10 protein-coding genes are annotated in these 15,280 nt (G+C 49.8%); 8 read left to right on the plus strand and 2 right to left on the minus strand.

Annotated elements, in window-relative coordinates:
• Positions 1-89 precede the first annotated feature (89 nt).
• The 3 genes from MKQ68_RS16080 (at position 90) to MKQ68_RS16090 (ending at position 6,410) form a co-directional block, all read left to right on the plus strand.
• Positions 90-854: an endonuclease/exonuclease/phosphatase family protein gene (locus tag MKQ68_RS16080; RefSeq protein WP_244840470.1), complete on the plus strand. Its 765-nt coding sequence runs from the start codon at positions 90-92 to the stop codon at positions 852-854.
• 303 nt (positions 855-1,157) lie between these two features.
• Positions 1,158-4,070 (plus strand): GH92 family glycosyl hydrolase, encoded by a 2,913-nt coding sequence (locus MKQ68_RS16085; RefSeq protein ID WP_264280007.1) that lies wholly within the window; start codon positions 1,158-1,160, stop codon positions 4,068-4,070.
• A 45-nt stretch (positions 4,071-4,115) separates the two neighbouring features.
• On the plus strand, positions 4,116-6,410 hold the full coding sequence (locus MKQ68_RS16090) for a glycoside hydrolase family 20 protein (RefSeq protein WP_264280008.1): 2,295 nt from the start codon (positions 4,116-4,118) through the stop codon (positions 6,408-6,410).
• A 458-nt stretch (positions 6,411-6,868) separates the two neighbouring features.
• On the opposite strand, the gene MKQ68_RS16095 is transcribed toward MKQ68_RS16090, so the two are convergent.
• Positions 6,869-7,273 carry a hypothetical protein gene (locus MKQ68_RS16095; RefSeq protein ID WP_244840475.1) on the minus strand — a complete coding sequence of 135 codons (405 nt, stop codon included), beginning with the start codon at positions 7,271-7,273 and terminating at the stop codon, positions 6,869-6,871.
• Between the two features lie 350 nt (positions 7,274-7,623).
• Between MKQ68_RS16095 and nagB the strand changes: the two genes are divergently transcribed.
• The 3 genes from nagB (at position 7,624) to MKQ68_RS16110 (ending at position 12,225) form a co-directional block, all read left to right on the plus strand.
• Positions 7,624-9,567, plus strand: a complete 1,944-nt coding sequence (gene nagB / locus MKQ68_RS16100; RefSeq protein ID WP_264283652.1) for a glucosamine-6-phosphate deaminase — start codon at positions 7,624-7,626, stop codon at positions 9,565-9,567.
• Between the two features lie 250 nt (positions 9,568-9,817).
• Positions 9,818-11,233 carry a DNA recombination protein RmuC gene (locus MKQ68_RS16105; RefSeq protein WP_264280009.1) on the plus strand — a complete coding sequence of 472 codons (1,416 nt, stop codon included), beginning with the start codon at positions 9,818-9,820 and terminating at the stop codon, positions 11,231-11,233.
• A 62-nt stretch (positions 11,234-11,295) separates the two neighbouring features.
• Positions 11,296-12,225 (plus strand): NAD-dependent epimerase/dehydratase family protein, encoded by a 930-nt coding sequence (locus tag MKQ68_RS16110; protein ID WP_264280010.1) that lies wholly within the window; start codon positions 11,296-11,298, stop codon positions 12,223-12,225.
• Positions 12,226-12,275: 50 nt separating this feature from the next.
• Here the strand turns inward: MKQ68_RS16110 and MKQ68_RS16115 are convergent, their stop codons facing one another.
• Positions 12,276-13,355, minus strand: a complete 1,080-nt coding sequence (locus tag MKQ68_RS16115; protein ID WP_244840483.1) for a fatty acid desaturase family protein — start codon at positions 13,353-13,355, stop codon at positions 12,276-12,278.
• A gap of 246 nt (positions 13,356-13,601) precedes the next feature.
• On the opposite strand from MKQ68_RS16115, the gene MKQ68_RS16120 reads away from it, so the two are divergent.
• Together MKQ68_RS16120 and MKQ68_RS16125 are read left to right on the plus strand one after the other, a co-directional pair.
• A complete protein-coding gene (locus tag MKQ68_RS16120; RefSeq protein WP_264280011.1) occupies positions 13,602-14,282 on the plus strand; it encodes a type 1 glutamine amidotransferase in 681 nt (226 codons plus the stop codon).
• A gap of 6 nt (positions 14,283-14,288) precedes the next feature.
• Complete coding sequence (locus tag MKQ68_RS16125) at positions 14,289-15,266, plus strand: YpdA family putative bacillithiol disulfide reductase (protein ID WP_264280012.1); 978 nt, start codon at positions 14,289-14,291, stop codon at positions 15,264-15,266.
• Positions 15,267-15,280 lie beyond the last annotated feature (14 nt).

Genomic DNA, 15,280 nt, shown 5'->3' on the forward strand with positions numbered 1-15,280 from the left:
ACTGTCGGCATGCATCCCTGTTGGTAAGGTAATTGCAGTACTAATGAGACGAGCCGCCGGCCAAGCGGCTACATTTAAACTCAACGCACATGAAAAAGTTCACTATCCTGCTTTTTACCCTCGCAGCCAGCTACACACATGCCCAGCAACGGATCAAAGTATTGACGTATAACATTCATCACGGCGAGAATGTGAACGGTGAACAGCAACTGCAGGGCATCGCAAACGTCATACTGGCCACCGACCCGGACCTTGTGGCTTTGCAGGAGGTAGATAGTGTAACCAATCGCTCACGCAAGGCCGATCAGCTAAAGGAACTGGCGGCACAAACGGGCATGTACATTTACTTTGGTAAGGCGATGAACTTTGACGGGGGCGGTTACGGTACAGGCATCCTGTCTAAGTTCCCGATAAGGGAGCGATATACGTTGGCCTTACCTGGCAATGGCGGCGGCAGCGAGCCACGCGCGGCGGCAATTGTTACGGTTCGTGTACCCGGCAAGGATAGTTTACTTCAATTCGTCAGCACCCACCTCGATCACCTGGATGATCCTGCGGCACGCTTACAACAGGTAAATACGCTTTTACAGCACCTTAAAACCGGTTACCCGGCCATTATCGCAGGCGACTTTAACGCGCATCCCGAAGCGAAGGAAATTGCGCTGTTGAAAGCGCAATTCACCGATGCCACGCATCAACTGGGTGGCACCTGGCCATCTGCCAAACCGGAAAAAAAACTGGACTACATCTTCCTCCACGGGAAAAATAAATGGGAGGTCAAAAATGCAATGGTAGTCGGCGAAGCCATAGCGTCCGATCACCGTCCCGTACTTTGTGAGCTGGAACTGAAATAATTTTTATACAGATGCGGTAGTTCTATATTAACCAACCCGCATCTCCCGCTAAAAAAACTGCTTACGTTAGCAGTCTGAAAACAGCTGATTATAAGGCAGATACATCCAAATGTGCGATGATCTGCCTTTTTTTATGTGATATGCAGCTGGTACTATCTTCTCCCTATGTCAGCATGGGCGTAATAAATACGCTTTCCTTACCCGTTATTAAACGTTTTAGCCTGATCTTTTTAACACTTCAATCTTTATCTTAGCCAATTATTAATAACCAACGGCCTTCAATGCAGGCAAAACTTTGTTAAGATGAAAAAATGGCTGGTCGCGCTTACCATGGGGTTAGCGTCTGTTGCGCAGGCACAGGAAAAAGATTATTCCACGATCGTAAATCCCTTTATCGGCACCGGCGGTCACGGGCACACGTATCCTGGTCCCAGTATGCCTTTCGGCATGGTGCAGTTAAGTCCGGACACCCGTCTGAAGGGTTGGGACGGCTGCTCGGGTTACCACTATTCCGACTCCATCATTTACGGCTTTTCACACACGCATTTGAGCGGTACGGGCATCGAGGATTATTGCGATATCCTCTTAATGCCTACCACCGGTAAATACGAGTGGAATAATGAAAAATATGCCTCTCCCTTCTCTCATAAAAACGAAAAAGCACACGCGGGCTTTTATAGTGTTAAGCTGGACAAGTACAATGTAGAAGCCTCGCTCACGGCGACTAAACGTGTGGGGCTGCATAAATACCAGTTCGCGGCCGGCGCTAAAGAAGGCAACGTACTGCTGGACCTTTACCATCGCGATATCGTAAAAGACTCGCATTTGAAAGTCCTGAACGACTCCACCATCGTGGGCATGCGTCGCTCCACCAGCTGGGCGCAGGACCAGGTAGTATATTTCGCACTGAAGTTCTCCAAGCCATTTAAAAAGCACGTGGTGGCTTTAAACGATGCAGAGAAAGGTGCGTTGAAAGAAGCGCAGGGTTTGAACATCAAAAGCTATTTTACTTTTAACCTGGACGGCGCACCGTTGTACGCGAAAGTGGCCATCTCCGGTGTAAGTGAAGAAGGTGCGATGCGCAACCTGGACGCCGAGCTGCCGGACTACAACTTTGCCAAAGTGGTAGCCGACGCCAAAACCGCATGGAATAAAGAGTTAGGCAAGATCGAGATCAAAGGCGGCACACCCGATCAGCAGGTAATTTTCTACAGCGCATTATACCACGCCTGCCTCAATCCAAACCTGTATATGGATGTGGACGGGCAGTACCTGGGCACCGACAAAAAAGTACATAAAGCAGAAGGCTTTGAGAACTATAGTGTATTCTCTCTCTGGGATACGCATCGCGGCTTACACCCGTTGATGACCATCATTGACCCGAAGCGTACCAACGACTGGATCAATACCTTTCTGGCGCAATACAAGTACGGTGGCATGCTGCCTGTATGGGAACTGAGCGCGAACGAAACGTTCTGCATGATCGGTTACCACGCGGTGCCGGTAATTGCAGATGCATATCAGAAAGGCATCAGGGGTTATGATGTAAATTATGCACTGGAGTCCATGAGAAGCTGGGCCGAAAGCGATCGCTTTGGCATACAGGATTACATTCGCCAGGGTTACCTGAATACAGAAACACAGGCTGAATCGGTATCCCGCACGTTGGAATACTCGTACGACGATTGGTGTATTGCACAAATGGCGAAGGGTATGGGTCAACAGGATGTTTACAACACATACATACAGCGGGCGCAATCTTACAAGAACTTGTTTGATGCATCCACCGGCTTCATGCGCGGCAAAACGGGCGGCAGATGGTATTCGCCCTTTACGCCAACCGAGGTAAATAACTTCTTTACAGAGGCGAACAGCTGGCAGTACAGCTTCGCCGTTCAGCAGGACGTGAGCGGACTGATGAAACTGCAGGGTGGCAGGCTACCGTTTACGGCTAAACTGAACAAGCTGTTTACGACGAACGAAAAGCTTTCTGGTCGTGAGCAATCGGATATTACCGGGTTGATTGGTCAGTATGCTCATGGCAACGAGCCCAGTCACCACATTGCTTACCTGTTCAACTATGTTGGCCAGCCTTACCGTACGCAGGAACTGGTGCACGAAGTATTAACGGGCCTGTACCATAACCATCCCGATGGTTTAAGTGGCAATGAAGATTGCGGTCAGATGAGCGCATGGTATGTGTTAAGCTCCATGGGCTTCTACTCCGTAACGCCGGGCAGCGGCATTTACGCGATCGGTACGCCACTGTTCGACGAGGTAAAAATCAACCTGGAGAATGGCAAAACATTTACCGTGAAAGCGAACAACAGGAGCGCCAAAAACTTCTACATCGCATCTGCCCAGCTGAATGGCAAAGCTTACAACAAAAGCTACTTTCAGCATACAGATATTACCGATGGCGGCACACTGAGTTTTGATATGAGTGCTACACCGAATAAGGTATGGGGTGCTACAGAAGTGCCCGTGAGCAGCATTACCGATGAACTGATCGTTCCCGTTCCGTTTGTGGTCGCAACATCCGACAGGTTTAAGAGCGCAATGCCCGTAACCCTCAAAACCGTTGAACCCGGCGCGGCGATCTATTACACACTCGATGGCAGCCAGCCTACTTCGGCTTCCAAAAAGTACGTGGCACCCATCAGCGTAAAAACATCCTGCACACTTAAAGCGGTGGCCTTTAAAAACGGCAAGTACAGCAAAGTGGCGGAGAACGAATTCCATCGCATTCCCACCGATAAAAACATCACCATTCTTTCCAAAATACACCCGCAATACACCGGCGGCGGCAACGATGCGCTGATCGACGGCATTCGTGGTAAAAGCGACTTCAGACTGGGTGGCTGGCAGAGTCATTACCCTGGCAACCTCGAAGCCGTGATAGACCTGAAAGCGCCACGTAAAGTGAACAAACTCGGACTGAGCGTGCTGCAGGACCTGGGCGTGTGGATCTGGTATCCTACGCAGGTGGAGTTCTTCAGCTCTGCGGACGGTAAAAATTTCACCTCCCTGGGTGTGGTGAAAAACAACTTCTCCGACAAAGAATACGGCTCGCATCTGCAGGTGTTAAGTCTGCCGGTAAACCTCACTACCCGCTACATTAAAGTGGTGGCGCAGAACCATGGGGTGATACCTGACTGGCACCCTGGCAAGGGCGAACACGGGCATATATTTGCAGATGAAATCATTATTGAGTAGTTTGTATTATTCCAGAAAACACGCATTACCACAACGCAACTTACTATGAGATTAAACGCATTTTTTAACGTCATGATGCTGGCCACTATACTGGGAGCAACTGCCTGTAGCGACAGTAGCCAGAAAGCGCCGAAAGGCACACTGGCCGTTATTCCGCTGCCGGCTTCCATGAAGCCAACGGCAGATTCATTTTTGATTGACAAACAAACAGTGATCGTCGCCACGGGTGCGCAGGCACAAACGGCTGCGCTGTTCAATGCTTATTTAAAAGAACTCACCGGCTACGAGCTGAAAGTGGCCGAAACCGGCGACAAGAACGCGATCATCCTGAAAGCAGGTAATGATACCAATGCGAAGGAAGGTTACAGCCTCGAAGTGAAAGCCGACCAAGTATTGGTAACGGGTAACGATGCTGCCGGCGCCTTTTACGGCGTACAAACGCTGATACAACTGCTGCCCGTAGAAAAAGGCAATTCGTTGTGGATACCCGGCGTAACCATCAAAGACCAGCCCCGCTTTGCCTACCGTGGCATGCACCTGGACGTTGGCCGCCACTTCTTCCCGGTGGATTTCCTGAAGAAGTACATCGACCTGCTGTCTATGCACAAAATGAACACCTTCCACTGGCACCTCACAGACGACCAGGGCTGGCGCATAGAAATCAAGAAATATCCGCGCCTGCAGGAAGTTGCTTCCAAACGTAAAGAAACCATGGAAGGCCACTACAACGATCAGAAGTATGATGGCAAACCTTATGGCGGATATTACACCCAGGCAGAAGTGCAGGAGGTGGTGAAATACGCGGCCGAGCGTTATGTAACAGTGATCCCCGAAATAGAAATGCCCGGACACGCACTGGCCGCATTGGCAGCTTACCCGAGCTTCGGTTGTACCGGCGGCCCGTACGAAACAGGCACCCGCTGGGGCGTACTGGATGATGTGTTTTGCGCAGGCAACGATTCGGTGTTCCTGTTCCTGCAGGACGTGATCGATGAAATACTGCCGCTGTTCCCCAGCAAATACATTCACGTAGGTGGAGATGAAAGTCCGAAAGTACGTTGGGAAAAATGCCCGAAATGCCAGAAGCGGATTAAGGACGAGCATCTGAAAGACGAGCATGCGCTGCAAAGCTATTTTATCCAGCGTATGGAAAAATACATCAACAGCAAAGGTCGCCGCATCATCGGCTGGGACGAGATCCTCGAAGGTGGTTTAGCGCCGGATGCTACAGTAATGAGCTGGCGCGGAACAGAAGGAGGCATTGCTGCCGCGAAACTTGATCATGATGTGATCATGACGCCTGGGAGCCATGTATACTTCGACTATTATCAATCCAAAGGCAAAAACGAACCAGTGGCCATCGGCGGTTATTTGCCGGTAGAAAAAGTATATAGCTTCGAACCTGTACCCGATGCCAGCCTGCTGGACCCATCCAAAGCGAAATACATCATCGGCGCCCAGGCTAACCTGTGGACGGAGTACATTAAAACGCCTGAACACGTAGAATACATGGTTTATCCACGTGCCTGCGCGCTCTCCGAAGTACAATGGACACAGCCTTCGCAGAAAAACTACGAAGACTTCCTGAACCGCCTGAAAGTGCACCTCAAGCGCCTCGATATTAAAAAAGTAAACTACGCGAAACATATTTTTATGGTGAAGGGCGTGGTAGAAAATGATGCAAAAGGCAAGATGAGCATCAAATTGAGCAGCGAACTGGATGGCGGCAAACTGGTGTACACGCTGGACAGCAGCGCACCTACTGCTAGCTCCACCGCTTATACGGGGCCGGTTGCCATCACGAAAAGCGGCACCTTCCGCGGTGTCGTGTTGCAGGACGGCAAGCCATTTGGCGATGAGTTCGAGCAAACTTTCTCCTTCAACAAAGCCACCGGTAAAGCGGTTACATTAAAAACGCCCCCGAATGAGAAATACAATCCGGGTAGTCCGTTTTCCCTTGTGAATGGCATACAGGGTGTGGAGAAGTTTAACGATAACCAGTGGACGGCCTTCCAGGGCGACTTTGAAGCAACGGTAGATTTGGGCGACAGCATCAGCATTTCCCGCCTGGGCCTCAGCACGCTGAAGTACAACGACCAGTGGATTTACGAACCAAAAGAGTTGATCTTCTACACTTCCGGCGATGGCCAGCAATGGAAAGAGGTCGCGAAAACCAGTTCGTTCCCCGCCAAAGGCATCAACAAAGTGCGTTTGGGTGTGAATAATGTGAGCGCGAGATATGTGAAAGTAGTGGCCAAACATTATGGCAAGATCCCGAAAGGCGCACAGGGCGAAGGTAACCCAGCCTGGCTGTTCGTGGATGAGATCGTGGTGGAATAGTATTGTAAAATATATTTTGATAAGGGGGCTGGCCGAAAGGACCGGCCCTTTTGATTTTCAGGGCGCTGTATGATGATGGCGGCACCTGGTACCTGTCGTATAGCCATACGAAGATTGTCGTAGCAACGTATAAGCCGCGCCCCTCAGCCTCATGGCAACATCAACGCCAACCGGTAAAAGGCAGGAACGGCAATGCAGATGACCTTGGGAGAGTACTCGCAACATCGGAGAGCAACCGGCACAAGGCAGGAACGGCAATGCAGATGACCCTTAGTGGGTACTCGCAACATCGGAGAGCAACCGGCAAAAGGCAGGAACGGCAATGCAGATGACCCTTGGTGGGTGCTCGCAACATCGGAGAGCAACCGGCAAAAAGGCAATACCCACAGTCGCAGACGCACACAGGAAGGGCCGGCCAAAGGCCAGCCCTCACTCCTCTTTGCTAAACTGATTCGTAACTATTTATTTACCCACAGCGTCCACTTGTCATCAAATTTGTACCACTCGCCTTTAGGGCCTTCCCATTTCCACTCGGGTACTTCTGCCCATTTCTCGCCCTTGTCGGCGCTCCACCATAGTTTACCGTCGCCTATTTTGAGCCATTTGCCGTCCTTATCGGCCCACATGCCACTTTCTACAGCCGCCCATTTTTTACCATCGGCGCTCCACCACAATTTGGCACTTTTGTCCAGCTTGTACCAATATGTTTTGCCATCCATTTTACCTTCCCAGATGCCGTTCGGGCTTTTCTTGAAGTCAGCAACGGATACTTCTTTAGTAAGATAGGTCATCGCTGCTGTTGGCGCTACGTTTACGGCAAGCAGCATACAGATCGCTGAAGCAGCGAAAAACAACTTTTTCATCGGATCAAATATTTTAAAGTAGATTAATAAAAGTGATGTGAAGGAGCAATACGCCATCCGGAAAATGGCATGTTGCGGCCTGTGTTCTTTTCTCCTACTGCCAGGTTTCCGGTCTGGCAGCCAGTACATGCATGTTTGCTGAGGGGAGGTACTTTAATAAACGACACTTATTGCCGGTTGGATTGCAAAACCATGCAAAGTTGTTTTAGCACCTGACCTAGTTTCATTCAAATAATATTGATTTTGGTGAAATACTTTCTAAGTATATCGATGTATATTAAATAAATCTAAATTTAGCTAGAGAATCGCCTTATTTTCTTTAATTTTCCGGCTCGTTTTTTCAAACGCATATCAAAAACAAATACGTCATGACCATCAATCACCAGGAAATTGAACTGATAGACAGTTTCGAACAGATTGCCGTGGAGATACACCCTACCGCCAAAGAGGGTTCTAAAGCAGTCGCAGCTGAAATTGCGGCGCTGATCCGCCAGAAGCAGACAGCGGGCGAGCCATGTGTATTGGGCCTTGCCACCGGCTCTACACCAAAGTACCTTTATGCAGAACTTGTACGTTTGCACAGAGAGGAAGGCCTGAGCTTTAAAAATGTTGTTACGTTCAACCTGGACGAGTATTACCCGATCGAACCGGATGCGCTGCAGAGCTACAACCGTTTCATGAAAGAACAACTGTTCAATCACATTGATATCAAAGAAGGCAACTACCACGTTCCGGATGGCACTGTGCCCAAGGAAAAGATCAAAGCCTACTGCGAAGAATACGAGCGCAAAATTGAATCTGCCGGCGGCCTCGACATCCAGATACTGGGCATTGGTAACAATGGTCACATTGGTTTTAACGAGCCTGGCTCAAGCATCAATTCACATACCCGACTTATTACCCTCGACAACTCTACCCGCCTGGCCAATGCGTTCGACTTCCCGAACATGAGCCAGGTGCCACGTTTGGCTATCACCATGGGTATCAATACCATCCTGAAGGCTAAAAAAGTAATACTGCTGGCTTGGGGTTCTCATAAAGCCAAGATCGTAAGACGCTCTGTGGAAGGTCATAGCACCGACCAGGTTCCGGCTTCCCTGTTGCAGCAACATCCGAACACCAAGTTTGTGATCGATGAACAGGCAGCGCACGATCTTACCAGGAACAAAGAGCCATGGCTTACAGGCGACTGCGAATGGACGCCTGCCCTCATCCGCAAAGCCGTTACCGGCCTGGCGATGAAGCTCGACAAGCCTATTCTCATGCTCACCGATAAAGATTATAACGAGAATGGTTTGAACGACCTGGTAGTGCAATACGGTTCCGCATATGAACTGAACATCAAAGAATTTAACGCGATCCGCGATACCATTACCGGCTGGCCCGGCGGCAAACCTGGTCCGCAGTTGCCTAACCACCCGGAACGTTCAGAACCGGCTAAAAAGCGGGTACTGATCTTTTCTCCGCACCCGGACGATGACATCATCTCCATGGGCGGCACCTTCATCCGCCTGCACGAACAAGGTCATGACGTGCATGTGGCTTACCAGACTTCCGGCAACATTGCGGTAACCGATGAATTTGTACTTCGGTTTATCGACTTCGCTGTAGGTTTCGAAGGTATGTTCGATATCAGCAACAAGAAAAGTAACGAAATACTGGAAGAAGCGAAGGCATTCATCCGTTCTAAAAAGACCAGCCAGAAAGACACCCCGGAGATCCGTGCTATCAAAGGCCTGATCCGCCGTTGTGAAGCCAAAGCTACCTGCCGTTATGTAGGTTTACCCGATGGCAACGAACACTTTATGAACCTGCCCTTCTACGAAACCGGCCTGGTAGAGAAGAAGCCGATGGGCCCGGAAGATGTGAAGCTGACCGTTGACCTGCTGCGTAAACTGAAGCCTCAGCAGATCTATTGCGCAGGCGATCTCGCCGATCCGCATGGTACCCACAAGGTATGTCTCGACATCATCTTTGCCGCACTGGAAGAAGTGAAAAACGAAGACTGGGCGAAAGATTGCTGGGTATGGCTGTACAAAGGTGCCTGGCAGGAGTGGGATATCCACGAAATCGAAATGGCGGTACCCATGAGCCCTGACCAGATCGTGCAGAAACGCCTGGGTATTTTCATCCACCAGAGCCAGAAAGACGTGGTGCCTTTCCAGGGCAGCGATATGCGTGAGTTCTGGCAGCGTGCGGAAGACCGTAACGCCAACACCGCCGATCTTTACGACCGCCTGGGTCTGCAGAAATACGCAGCGATCGAGGCTTTCGTGCGGTATCACTTCATGTAACAGCTTGTAATTACTACAACATACCAACGCCTCTGCATCGCAGGGGCGTTTTTGTTATCCCCATACAGGCAACCACTACAACATACCAACGCCCTCTGCATCGCAGGGGCGTTTTTGTTATCCGCATACAGGCAACCACTACAACATACCAACGCCTCTGCATCGCAGGGGCGTTTTTGTTATCCCCGTACAGGCAATAATGTGTAAAGAATGTGCGTTGCACTATCACCGCATTGGTTAACTTTGAAATATGATGGCCTTGAACCTCTTACTTACCCTCGTAGCGGGGCTTGTAGCCGGTAGCCTGACTGGCTACTTCGTCCTCCGCAACCTTCTCCGTAAACACTACACCCCGAACAGTGAAGCCGAGCAATTACGCATCGCACTCGCCCAGCGTTTAACACGCGAGCAGGTGGAAGAACGATACGTATCGCGCGAGGTGTACGCCAACGTGCAAAACAGTGTGCGGGAAAGGGACGGGCAGCTCGCCAACCTGCAAAACCACATCTTCCAGAAAGATAACCAGATACTGGAACTGAGCACGCAACATACCGCCCTGCAAAAAGCAAACGAACACCTGGAAGATAAGCTGGACAATGCCAAAAAGGAGCTGGACTCCCTCCTGCTCAATGCCCGCGAACAGTTTAAAGTACTGGCCGAGGAAATTGTGAAAGAGAAAGGAAAAGACTTGTCAGACGCCAACCGCACTTCGATGGATGCATTGCTGAATCCTTTGAAGACGGACATCCTCAGCTTCAAAAAAACGATAGAAGATACGCGCAAAGAAGACATACAGGACCTCACTTCCCTCAAAAAAGAAATCGAATCACTCCAGAAAATGAATACCCGCCTGAGCGAAGATGCCCAGCGACTGGCAGGCGCCTTACGCTCCGACGTAAAAGTACAGGGCAACTGGGGCGAAGATCGTTTAAAGTTGATACTGGAAGCAGAAGGCCTGCAAAACTATATCGACTTCACCAACCAGGGCACCTACCGCGACGAGGAAGAAGGCCTGAACCGCCGCCCGGACTGCATCCTGCGCCTGCCGGACGGTAAACACCTCGTCATCGACAGTAAGGTGTCCCTGAACGCTTATATCGAATACTTTAACGCGGCTGATCCGGTCGTGAAGAAGGATTCACTAAAGCAACTGGTACGCAACATCAACGATCACATCGACCTGCTGGCCAATAAAAATTACCAGTCACTGTCCGGACTGCAAACCCCGGATTTCGTGTTTATGTTCATGCATTTTGAATCGGCACTTACACTTGCCATGAATGAGAGCCCGGATATATTTAACCGCGCACTGCAACGTAAGATCGTGATCATCACCCCTACTACTTTAGTAGCCACCATGAAGGTGGTAAAGCTGCTCTGGCAAAAAGAAAACAGGGTGAAAAATGTGGAGGAGATCTTTCGCCAATGCGGCTTGCTGTATGATAAGTTCGTGATGTTTACGGAAGAAATGCAGAAAGTGGGTAAAAGCATCAGCGATGCCGATCGCGCCTATCATGATGCGATGAACCGCCTGCGCGACGGCGCCCGTAAAAGCGATACGATCATCGGTAAATTCCAGCTTATACAGCAGCTGGAAGCCAAGACTACACGTAAGTTACCAGACAACATCCTGAATGGCATATCGATGCTGGAAGAGAATGAATAAGCTGAAAAAACAGGCATCGTATTAAAGCGCTCAACCCTTATCTTTATAGAAAATAAAGAAAGATGCAAACGATACTTGGGGCTAATGGGATAATAGGCAGGGAACTTTCGAAAGCATTGCAGCCCTACGCTTCTGTCATACGCCAGGTAAGCCGCAACCCTAAAAAGGTGAACGATACCGACCAGGTACTGGCAGCAGACCTTACCGACTACCAACAAACCGTGAAGGCTGTAGAAGGATCTGCGATCACCTATCTTACTGCCGGCCTGCCCTATAACCATAAAGTATGGCAAAAACAGTGGCCGTTGATCGTGCAAAACACGATCAACGCCTGTAAGATCGCCGGTTCCAAACTCGTTTTTTTCGATAACGTATACATGTACGGCCATGTGAAAGGCTGGATGACAGAAGATACGCCCTACCGCCCTTCCAGTAAAAAGGGAAAAGTGCGTACCATGATCGCGCAAATGCTGCATGATGAAATGCACCGTGGCGCACTACCTGTACTCATCGCCCGCTCTGCCGATTTCTACGGCCCGGGCGCCGATAACAGCGTACCTAACATACTGGTGCTGAATAACCTGGTGAAAGGTGGCAAACCGCAATGGATGGGTAAATCCACCGTGCCCCACTCGTTTACTTATACGCCTGATGCGGGCCGAGCCACGGCGCTGCTCGGCAATACACCATCTGCCTACAACCAGGTGTGGCACCTGCCAACCGATAAAAACGCGTTGACGGGCAAAGAATTTATCCGCATCGCCTGCGAACTATACGGCAAACAAGACGCGAAGTTTTCCATCATACCCGACTGGATGCTGCGCGTAGGTGGCATCTTCAAAAAAGAACTGGCGGAATTGATAGAAATGAACTATCAATATGAATACGATTACCTGTTCGACAGCAGTAAGTTTGAGAAAGCGTTTCACCTGAAGCCCACGCCTTATCGCACCGGACTACAGGAAACGATCAACGCACTCAAAAAGAAATAAAAAAAGAGGCTGCTCAAACGAGACAGCCTCTTTTCTTTACGAATTATTTATCAGGCAACAGCCGGCGGACGGCCAAGCTGGCGAATGAAACGGAAGTGAGAGATCACAGCGCTTGTCATAGTGGGCAGGCAGTGATATTGCAGGTTGAACTTTTTACACTCCGCCGCCACAATTTTGCTCAGCGCAGGGTAATGTACGTGACTAATACGCGGGAACAGGTGATGTTCTACCTGGTAATTCAGTCCACCTACATACCAGGAAATAATTTTATTATCCGGTGCAAAGTTAGAAGTAGTCTTAATCTGGTGTACCGCCCACTCGCTTTCGATCTGCGTATCTTCCAGACCCGCTGCTTCAAACTCAGTTTCCTCTACTACGTGTGCCAGCTGGAACACGATCGCAAGCGTAAAGCCAAGGGTAACGTGCATAGAAGCAAAGCCGATCAGCCAGGCTTTCCATCCTACCACAACGATAGGAATCACTACATAGAAGGCCACGTATAACACCTTACTCAGCCAGAATACCAGGTGATCGCTGTTTGACATGGTTTTCAGAGGCGTGGTGTTTACTTTCTTCGCAAAATACTTCTGAAAGTCGTTACCGAACACCCATGCAAAAGAGCTGATGGCATACATAAACGGCACATACAGGTGCTGGATGCGGTGTACAGGCACCCAACGCTGCGTTTGACAGTGGCGCATGAGCGGGCTCTTGGCAATATCGTCGTCGATACCGTCTACGTTTGTATAAGTATGGTGAATGATGTTGTGCTTGTGTTTCCAGATGAAGGAGTTGCCGCCGAGGGCGTTGAGTGTTAAACCCAGGGTTTCGTTCACCCAGTTTTTAGTGGAATAGCTACCGTGACAGGCATCGTGCATTACGTTAAAGCCGATACTGGCCAGGATGAGGCCCAGCAGTGCTGAAAGACCGACACCAAGCCATACGGGCATCGTAACCGTTAGCAGCACTACGTAAATCGCAATAGCCGAAGGAATGAGCACCGCTGTTTTGTGATACAATTTCCAGTTGCCCGTTTTCCGAAGTTTGGTTTCCTCGAAATAAGCATCTACCGACGCTTTAAGCGATTGGAAAAATACGGCGTTCTTGTTGTTGAAAGTAACTTTTGACATGTTTAACAGTTGCCCGGTCTTCTGCATAATTTTTACCGGCATTGAAAGATAGAATGGTTTAACTGATGGCGGTTTCTAAACTAATCCACAATTGCGAGACCCATAATTGAATGTAAGTTATGCATTTAAACGCAGATCCTTTGTACATCCCATCGAATTATGATTAATTTAACAGCGTTGTGGCGTTCGACTTAAAGGTTTAGACGCATATTCAATATCTTTACAAAGGAACTAATCGTTAGCCACATGCATATTCATTATTTTCAGCACGTACCGTTCGAAGGATTGGGTTGTATAGCAGACTGGATAGCCAGGAAAGGCCACCAGGTGAGCGCAACGCACTGGTATAAACAGGAAACGCCGCCAGCATTGGATGCTGTGGACTGGCTGATCGTATTGGGCGGCCCCATGGGGGTTTACGACCAGGACCGTTATCCCTGGCTGGAGGTGGAGAAAAACTACATCCGCGACGCCGTGGCGCAGGGCAAACGTGTACTGGGCATTTGCCTGGGCGCACAGCTGGTAGCAGCCGCGCTTGGTGCCAAAGTATATCCCAATAAAGAAAAAGAAATCGGCTGGTTCCCGGTACACTTCGAAAAGGCACACCCTTTGGTAGATTTTATGCCGGTTACCGAAATGGTATTCCACTGGCACGGCGACACGTTCGATTTGCCGGAAAATGCGGTCCGCTTCGCTTCCACCCCGGCCTGCCGTAACCAGGCCTTTATTTACGGAGAGCGCACCGTCGGCTTACAGTTCCATTTTGAAGCAACCGCCACCTCGGTGGATGACATGATCCATCACGGGAAGGAAGAATTGATAGAAGCAACGTATATTCAACGGGCAGAAGAGATCAGGGCTGGCAACGGGCACATCGCCATTAATAACCAGCTGATGTTTACCTTGCTCGACAGGATGGAAAAATAACAACTTATGAACGTACAGTTACTGATCGTAGGCGGAGGCCCCATCGGGTTAGCCTGCGGCCTCGCGGCACAACAGGAAGGGATTGATTATGTGATTATTGAAAAGGGCTGCCTGGTCAACTCGCTGTACCATTACCCGCTGAATATGACTTTCTTTTCCACCTCCGAAAGGCTGGAAATAGGCGGCATCCCCTTCGTGTCCATCAACCCGAAACCCACGCGACCGGAAGCCATGGAGTATTACCGCCGCGTAGCCACCTCCAAAGAATTGAAAGTGCATCTCTTTGAAGAGGTGGAAGGTGTAACGCCACAAGACGGCGGTTATGCCGTACAGACTTCCAAAACCACTTACCAGGCCAGGTTCGTCATCCTCGCTACTGGTTTTTATGATATTCCGAACTTACTGAACATCCCCGGCGAAGAACTGCCTAAAGTAACGCACTATTACAAGGAGCCGCACTTCTACGCCATGCAAAACGTACTGGTGGTAGGCGCCAACAATTCCTCTGTGGATGCAGCGCTGGAAACGTACCGTAAAGGCGCGCAGGTTACCATGGTCATTCGCGAAGGCGAGATTGGCCGCCGGGTGAAATACTGGGTAAAACCGGATATCGAAAACCGCATTGCAGAAGGATCTATAAAAGCTTACTTCCATTCGCAACTCAAAGCCGTCCGCGAACACGAGGTCGACATCGAAACGCCGGAAGGCATCGTCACTATTCCCAACGATTATGTACTGGCAATGACCGGCTATCAGCCCAACTTTGCCTTCCTGGAAAAGTGCGGGGTACAGTTATCGGCTGATGCTAAAAAGTATCCCAGCTACAGCGGTGAAACGATGGAGACGAACCTCGGCAATGTTTATCTGGCGGGAGTAGTTTGCGGCGGGATGGATACACATGTTTGGTTCATAGAGAACTCACGCGAACATGCCATCAGGATCGTGAACAATATTGCAGGAAAAATAAAAAGGCTGCCGGCATAACCAGGCAGCCTTTT

The organism is Chitinophaga horti (assembly GCF_022867795.2).
Taxonomy (GTDB): domain Bacteria; phylum Bacteroidota; class Bacteroidia; order Chitinophagales; family Chitinophagaceae; genus Chitinophaga; species Chitinophaga horti.